The organism is Microbacterium umsixpiens, assembly GCF_053543675.1.
Genome location: NZ_JBLVOH010000120.1, coordinates 9195 through 15510 on the forward strand (window position 1 = coordinate 9195; position 6316 = coordinate 15510).

At 68.2% G+C, this 6316-nt stretch carries 7 protein-coding genes; 5 read left to right on the top strand and 2 right to left on the bottom strand.

The window, feature by feature from the left end; translation table 11 throughout:
- From ACNPM4_RS12005 to ACNPM4_RS12025, 5 genes are all read left to right on the top strand, one after another.
- A partial coding sequence (locus tag ACNPM4_RS12005; RefSeq protein ID WP_448985841.1) for a siderophore-interacting protein occupies window positions 1-428 on the top strand: 428 nt, incomplete at its 5' end.
- 91 nt (window positions 429-519) lie between these two features.
- On the top strand, window positions 520-906 hold the full coding sequence (locus ACNPM4_RS12010) for an MmcQ/YjbR family DNA-binding protein (protein WP_448985842.1): 387 nt from the start codon (window positions 520-522) through the stop codon (window positions 904-906).
- Between the two features lie 32 nt (window positions 907-938).
- The gene (locus ACNPM4_RS12015; RefSeq protein WP_091035463.1) at window positions 939-1343 is read left to right on the top strand and encodes a VOC family protein; all 405 of its coding nucleotides are present in this window, start codon (window positions 939-941) and stop codon (window positions 1341-1343) included.
- Between the two features lie 274 nt (window positions 1344-1617).
- On the top strand, window positions 1618-2787 hold the full coding sequence (locus ACNPM4_RS12020; RefSeq protein ID WP_448985843.1) for an RtcB family protein: 1170 nt from the start codon (window positions 1618-1620) through the stop codon (window positions 2785-2787).
- A gap of 196 nt (window positions 2788-2983) precedes the next feature.
- Window positions 2984-3250, top strand: a complete 267-nt coding sequence (locus ACNPM4_RS12025) for a hypothetical protein (RefSeq protein ID WP_205829010.1) — start codon at window positions 2984-2986, stop codon at window positions 3248-3250.
- Window positions 3251-3262: 12 nt separating this feature from the next.
- Here the strand turns inward: ACNPM4_RS12025 and ACNPM4_RS12030 are convergent, their stop codons facing one another.
- A complete protein-coding gene (locus ACNPM4_RS12030; protein WP_448985844.1) occupies window positions 3263-4723 on the bottom strand; it encodes an MFS transporter in 1461 nt (486 codons plus the stop codon).
- 56 nt (window positions 4724-4779) lie between these two features.
- The gene (locus ACNPM4_RS12035; protein WP_448985845.1) at window positions 4780-6120 is read right to left on the bottom strand and encodes a M20/M25/M40 family metallo-hydrolase; all 1341 of its coding nucleotides are present in this window, start codon (window positions 6118-6120) and stop codon (window positions 4780-4782) included.
- Window positions 6121-6316 lie beyond the last annotated feature (196 nt).

Consider the following 6316-nt stretch of genomic DNA (forward strand, 5'->3'; position numbering starts at 1 on the left):
CCATCGGCGTCGGCGGCCCCCGCGGGTCGGCCGTGCTGGTCGGCGAGCCCGGTGGATGGCTGCTCGTCGGCGACGAGACGGCGATCCCCGCGATCCGCCGCTTCGCCGCGCTGATCCCCGAGGGAACCCCGGCACGCATCGTGGTGGAGACCGTCAATCAGGGCCGCGAGTTCGACATCGAAGCGCCGGTCGAGGTCGAGTGGCTGCACCGCGGCGATGCTCCTTCCGGCTCCGAACTCATCGCCTTCCTCGAGCGCCTGACAGCCGAAGATGCCGTGGGCTCCGACCCGTTCGTCTTCATCGCCGCCGAGCAGTCGATCGTCAAGCCGGGCCGGGCGCTCCTCGGCCGATGGGGCGTCGACACCGCGAACGCCATCGTGAAGGGCTACTGGAAGCGCGGCGAAGCCGAGTACCACGCGCCGCATTGAGCCCGTGCCGGCTCCGTGGCCTCCGCTGTCGGTGGGAGCCCGTACGGTGGTGCGTACCGTCGTTTGGCACCGTTTCGGAAGAGGAGTGCTCATGAAAGGTGACCGCCTGCAGCAGTGCGCGCGGGACCGCGCCGATGAACTGCCGGGGGCTCGACTCGAGCATCCTTTCGGCCCCGAATGGGACGTGTTCAAAGTGCGCGACAAGGTGTTCATGCTGCTCACTTCGGCCACCGGCGAGGCGATGGTGACCCTCAAGTCGGCACCCGAAGACGGCGACGCGCTTCGCCGGCAGTTCGATGACATCATCCCCGGCTATCACATGAACAAGAAGCACTGGATCTCGCTCCGCCCCGGCGGCAAGCTGCCGCAGGACCTCGTCCGGGAGCTGGTGACCGAGTCGTACCTCCTCGTCGTGGAGAACCTCCCTCGTCGCCAACGGCCCGTCGACCCCGCCACGTTCGGGAGGATCGCCCCCTGACGGGATAGAGCGTTTCTGGAAGACTGGGCCGCATGGCACTTCTGGATCATCTGGGCATCACCGTCGACGACCTCGAGCGCGGCCGCGCGCAGTTCCATCCGGTCCTCACCGCCCTGGGCTATCAGAGCGGCGGCGAAGACGACCACTCGGTCTCGTGGAACAACGGCGACGAGACCGAGATCATCCTGTACACCTGGGACGAGGACTCCTCCCCGCACCGGCACGGCAAGATCGGCTGGCAGCACATCGCCTTCGCCGTTCCGACGCGCGACGAGGTCGAACGCCTGCACACGATCGCGTTGGATGCGGGCTGGACCGCCGTGCGCGACCCCAAGGAGTATCCCCGTTACTCCGAGCGCTACTACGCCTCTTTCGTCGAAGACGCCGACGGCATCCGCATCGAGTTCATGTACAACCCGCCGCGCGAGACGGCTTGACTCCCGGGCGTGTCGCCCCCTAATGTGGCAAAGCTGTGCCGATCGGCCCAGCACGCCAGCCGAGGAGTCGACGGATGACCGCCCAGCGGAACCTTCCCATCGCAGCGGTGTTGCAGCTTCAGTCGAAGCGCAATGACCGCAACGAGTCGTACCCTCCGGCGCGCGCCGTGTGACAGCATCCGCTCTCGCAACGCCCCGCACCGTCAGGTCCGGGGCGTTTTCCGTTGGAGAGCACCCTGACCTGTGGCTGACCACCACCACAAGGAAAGGAATCATGGAGAGGCTCTCCGCACGGCTGCTGTCGTGGGCGTCGCTGATCGACGAGAAGACACTCGCTCAGGCGCACACCGCGGCCCGCATGCCGTTCATCCACCCGCACCTGGCACTGATGCCGGATGCGCACCTCGGCAAGGGGGCGACGGTCGGCTCGGTCATCCCGACGCTCGGCGCGATCATCCCCGCGGCCGTCGGTGTCGACATCGGCTGCGGCATGATCGCCGTCCGCACCCAGTTCACGAGGAACGACCTCGAAGGTCGCGACCTCGCCGAGCTTCGGGAGCAGATCGAACGCGCCATCCCGCTGTCGGCGGGCCGATACAACCGCAAGGTCGTCGCGACCGCGGAGCCGCGCATCGCCGAGCTCGAGCAGCTCGCCGAGAAGAACGGCTTCGACCCCGCGAGCTATGCCGGGAACTGGCGGCTGCAGCTGGGCACGCTCGGCTCGGGCAACCACTTCATCGAGGTGTCGGTCGACGAGCTCGACCGGGTGTGGCTGTTCCTGCACTCGGGCTCCCGAGGCGTCGGCAACAAGATCGCCATGAAGCACATCTCGGTCGCGCAGCGGCTGTGCAAGCAGTGGTGGATCGACCTCCCCGACCCTGACCTGGCGTACCTGGTCGAGGGCACCGAGGAATTCACCCGGTACACCCGGGAGCTGCGGTGGGCACAGCACTTCGCCCTGCTGAACCGGGAGGAGATGATGGACCGGGTCATCCGGCAGGTGTCCGAGTTCCTCGGCACCGGCGTCGACGAGCAGGAGCGCATCAACTGCCACCACAACTTCACCGAATCGGAGAAGCACTACGGCAAGCAGGTGTGGGTGTCACGGAAGGGCGCGATCCAGGCGGACGCCGGTCGGCCGGGGCTCATCCCCGGATCGATGGGCACTGCCTCCTACGTGGTCGAGGGGCTCGGCGACCCGCAGTCGCTGAACTCCTCGCCGCACGGGGCGGGTCGGGAGTACTCCCGGTCGGCCGCGAGGCGGGCGTTCACCCACGACCAGCTGCGGGAGGCGATGACGGGCATCGAGTTCCGTGACACGGACGCCTTCGTCGACGAGATCCCGCAGGCGTACAAGCCGATCGACCGGGTGATGGCGGATGCCGCGAGCCTCGTATCGATCCGGCACACGCTGCGGCAGCTCGTCAACGTGAAGGGCGATTGAGACAAGGAGCCGGGCGGCGGAGATCGCGCCGCCCCGCTCCGGTGGCATCCTCGTCGCCCTCGTCAGAGCGGCTCGACTACTCCTCCCCGGGCACGCTCGAAAACGTCTTGTCCCCACCTCCCGGGTCACCGATATCTTCGCTGCCCGCGGCCTGGCAAGCTTGCGGAATCGATGCGACGATGACGGGGTGGAATTCATGAATGACGCGCAGATCTGGACCATGATCGGGGCGTTCAGCGCGCTGATGTTCAGCACTCTCACCGTGGTCTCCACGCTGTTCATCCACGTCGTCCGCAGTGAGATCGGCGGACTCCGCAACGAGATGAACGCCCGATTCGATGCGGTGAACACGCGGTTCGACGCCGTCGACACACGGTTCGATGCCGTGAACACGCGCATCGACGGGCTCGACGGCGACGTGCAGGCCATCGTGAAGCGCACGTTCGGCCTCGATCGGGAATGATCAGCGCCGACTTCAGACGACCGGGGCGACCTCCGCGTCGACCGACCGGTCGGTGAACGCGGTCTTCGGCACGAACACGAGGATGACGGCTGCGACGAGCGCGGTGACACCGCAGACGATCCAGACGGTGAAGTACCCCGCCAGCGAACCGGCCGTCCCCTCGGTCGCGCCGGCGGTCGTGGCGACACCGTGCAGCAGCGCGATGCCGAAAACGCACGAGGCGATCGCCCCGCCCACGGTCTTCACCGAGTTGGTGAGCCCCGTCGCGACACCGGTCTGCGTCGCGGGCGCGGCCGATGCGGCGGCAGCGGGAAGAGCCGCGACCAGCGCACCGGAACCGAGGCCCACGACAACCATGTTCGTGATGACCTGACCATAGGTGTCATGGAACGGCAGGAACAACAGGAAGCCAAGCCCCACCAGCATCGAAGCGCCCATCAGCGTGACCCGTGGAGTCGCCCATCGTGCGATGGTCGGGAACAGGAGCGCACCCGCGATCATCGCCACGAGGTACACGCCGATGATGAGCGAGGTCGCGAACCCGCTCGTGCCGAGACCGTAACCGTAGACCGACGGATCGGTCCGCGCGAACGTCGACAGCGGCGCCTGAGCACCGAGCACGCTGACTCCGAAGAGCCCTGCGGTGAGGAACACCGGTCCGAGCGCGGGCGAGCGGAACATGCGCACGTCGATGAGCGGGTCTTCGCAGCGCAGCTCCCAGAGCACGAACGGGATCACCAGCAGCACACCGAAGACGACCACGGCCCAGGACCACGGATTCACGAGACCGCCCTCGAGGCGGAGCAGGCTGAGTCCGCCGGTGAAGCAGACGAGGGCCAGGGAGATCAGCACGAGGCCGACCGTGTCGAAGATGCCGCCGGTCGGCTCGGGAGATTCCTTGACCCCGAACAGGATCACGAAGAAGCACACCACGATGAGCACAGCCGGAACCAGGAGGACGACCGTGAGGGGCAGGACGTCGATCAGCGCGCCGCCCACGAGAGCGCCGATGATCGCACCACCTTCGAGGGCGGCGACCAGGAGGCCGGCCGCCTTGGCCGTGATCGAGGAGCGTCCTTCCATGCGACGCGACCGTGACCAGATCAGGGCGATCTCGAGCGGGAGCCAGACGACGTAGAAACCCATGAGCGCCCAGGCCGCGAGGAACACGCCGAAGGAGTCCGTGAACGGCAGCACCAGGGCCGCCGCGGCGGTGACGGCCGTCGAGATCAGCAGCATCCGCTTGTGGCCGACCATGTCGCCGAGCTTCGCGAACGCCGGGACGACGAGCGCCGACAGCATGAGCTGCGCACCCTCGAGCCAGTTCACGTCGGCGTCGTGGATGCCGAGGTGCCGGGCGATGTCGCTGAGCATGGGCGTGTAGTACCCCTGCAGCACACCACTCGTGAACTCCACGAACGCGAGGAAGCCGACGACGACGGCGAGGGTGCCCAGAGTGCGGGTGCGCGTCATCGCGTCTCCTGCTTCTTGTTTCGGGTGCTCCCGCTCGAGGCGGGAGGAGGGTGAGATCACCCTAGCCGTTCGAGAAGCGCGCGATGGAATCGCTCTCCGCGCTCCAGCGCCGCGATCTCCACGCTCTCATCGATCCCGTGGATCGAAGCCCGCTGCGCGTTCGACATGTCCAGCGGAGCGAAGCGGTAGACCGCCGGCGAGAAGCGGTGGAAGTGCCGGGAGTCGGTGGCGGCCATCATCACGTAGGGCACCGCCGGAACCCCGGGATGCGAGACCTCGAGCGCGGCCGCGAGCAGGGCGAATTGCGCGTTGTCGGTAGCCGATTCCGGCGAGGGCTCACTGGCCTCGACCACTTCGACGGAGACGCGCGGATCGCGGATGCGACGGCGCACGCGATACACGGTCTGCTGCGTCGTCTCGCCCAGCGCGATGCGGAGGTTGACGGTCGCGGACGCCTGCGAGGGCAGCACGTTGGCCGCAGTCCCTCCGGACTGCATCGTCGGGGCGACGGTCGTGCGCACGAGTGCCGCCGGTTCACCGCCGAGCGCGGCGAACACCTGCCCGGTCAGCAGCGGCGCCGCTCCGAGGAACCGCAGCAGGTGGCGGGCCGGCCCCGGCGTCTGCGCCGCCAGCTGCGACAGCATCCGCAGGACCGCTTTCGAGGCGCGAGGGCGGAAGGTGGCGGGACCGAGGCGGTCGACGGCCCTCGCGATGCGTCGTACGGCGGTGAGTGATGGCGGGGCCGAGGCATGACCGCCCTCGCCGCGCGCCGACAGCCGGAGCGTCATCACGCCCTTCTCGCCGACGCCGATCATCGCCGCCCGACCGGGGACGAACGGCAGGGGCGCGTCGACGACGGCACCGCCCTCATCGACCACGAGCCAGGGCACGACGCCGCGTTCGCGCAGGACCCGGGCGATCTCCTCCGCCGCCTTCCCGTAGGTCTCCTCGTTGCCGCCGAACGAGAGATACACGTCGCGGGGCGGAACGAATCCGTCGGCGAGCAGATTCTCGACCGCTTCGAGCACGACGATGAGCGGACCCTTGTCGTCCAAGGCGCCGCGGCCGAACACCGAACCGTCGGCGATCACGCCATCGAAGGGCGGATGGGTCCAGGCATCGCTCTCATCGACCGGGACGACGTCGTAGTGCGCCATCAGCACGACCGGTCCACCCGATGCCGCGCCCGTGCCCTCCCAGTGGAACAGCAGCCCGAAGTCGGTGTGCCGTTCGAGGCGCAGCTTCGCGTGCGTCAGGGGATAGAGCTCGGCGATCAGTGCGACGAACTCCTCGAAAGGTGCCGCACCGCGCTCGTCGAGCTCAGCCGAGACCGTCGGGATCCGGATCATCTGCGAAAGCCGCTCGGCGATGCCGGGGCGCACGGTCGATGTGGTCACAGTCGCCATCGTACCGAGCGCCCCGGCTCCGCCTGCATCACCCGGACGCAGTGCCGCCCGGCGTCGCTTACGCGTAGTGCCAGAGCACCGTCATGCGCGCCGGACGCGTCTCGTCCCACGGAAGCACATGCCAGATCTCCCGCGGCGGGCCCACCCTGGTCGCCTTCTGCTCGTCGATCCACTCGCAGCCGCGGTC

Coding starts and splice junctions, on each gene's coding strand:
- ACNPM4_RS12010 (WP_448985842.1), top strand. CDS start 520: ATGAAAGGTGACCGCCTGCAGCAGTGCGCGCGGGACCGCGCCGATGAA.
- ACNPM4_RS12015 (WP_091035463.1), top strand. CDS start 939: ATGGCACTTCTGGATCATCTGGGCATCACCGTCGACGACCTCGAGCGC.
- ACNPM4_RS12020 (WP_448985843.1), top strand. CDS start 1,618: ATGGAGAGGCTCTCCGCACGGCTGCTGTCGTGGGCGTCGCTGATCGAC.
- ACNPM4_RS12025 (WP_205829010.1), top strand. CDS start 2,984: ATGAATGACGCGCAGATCTGGACCATGATCGGGGCGTTCAGCGCGCTG.
- ACNPM4_RS12030 (WP_448985844.1), bottom strand. CDS start 4,723: ATGACGCGCACCCGCACTCTGGGCACCCTCGCCGTCGTCGTCGGCTTC.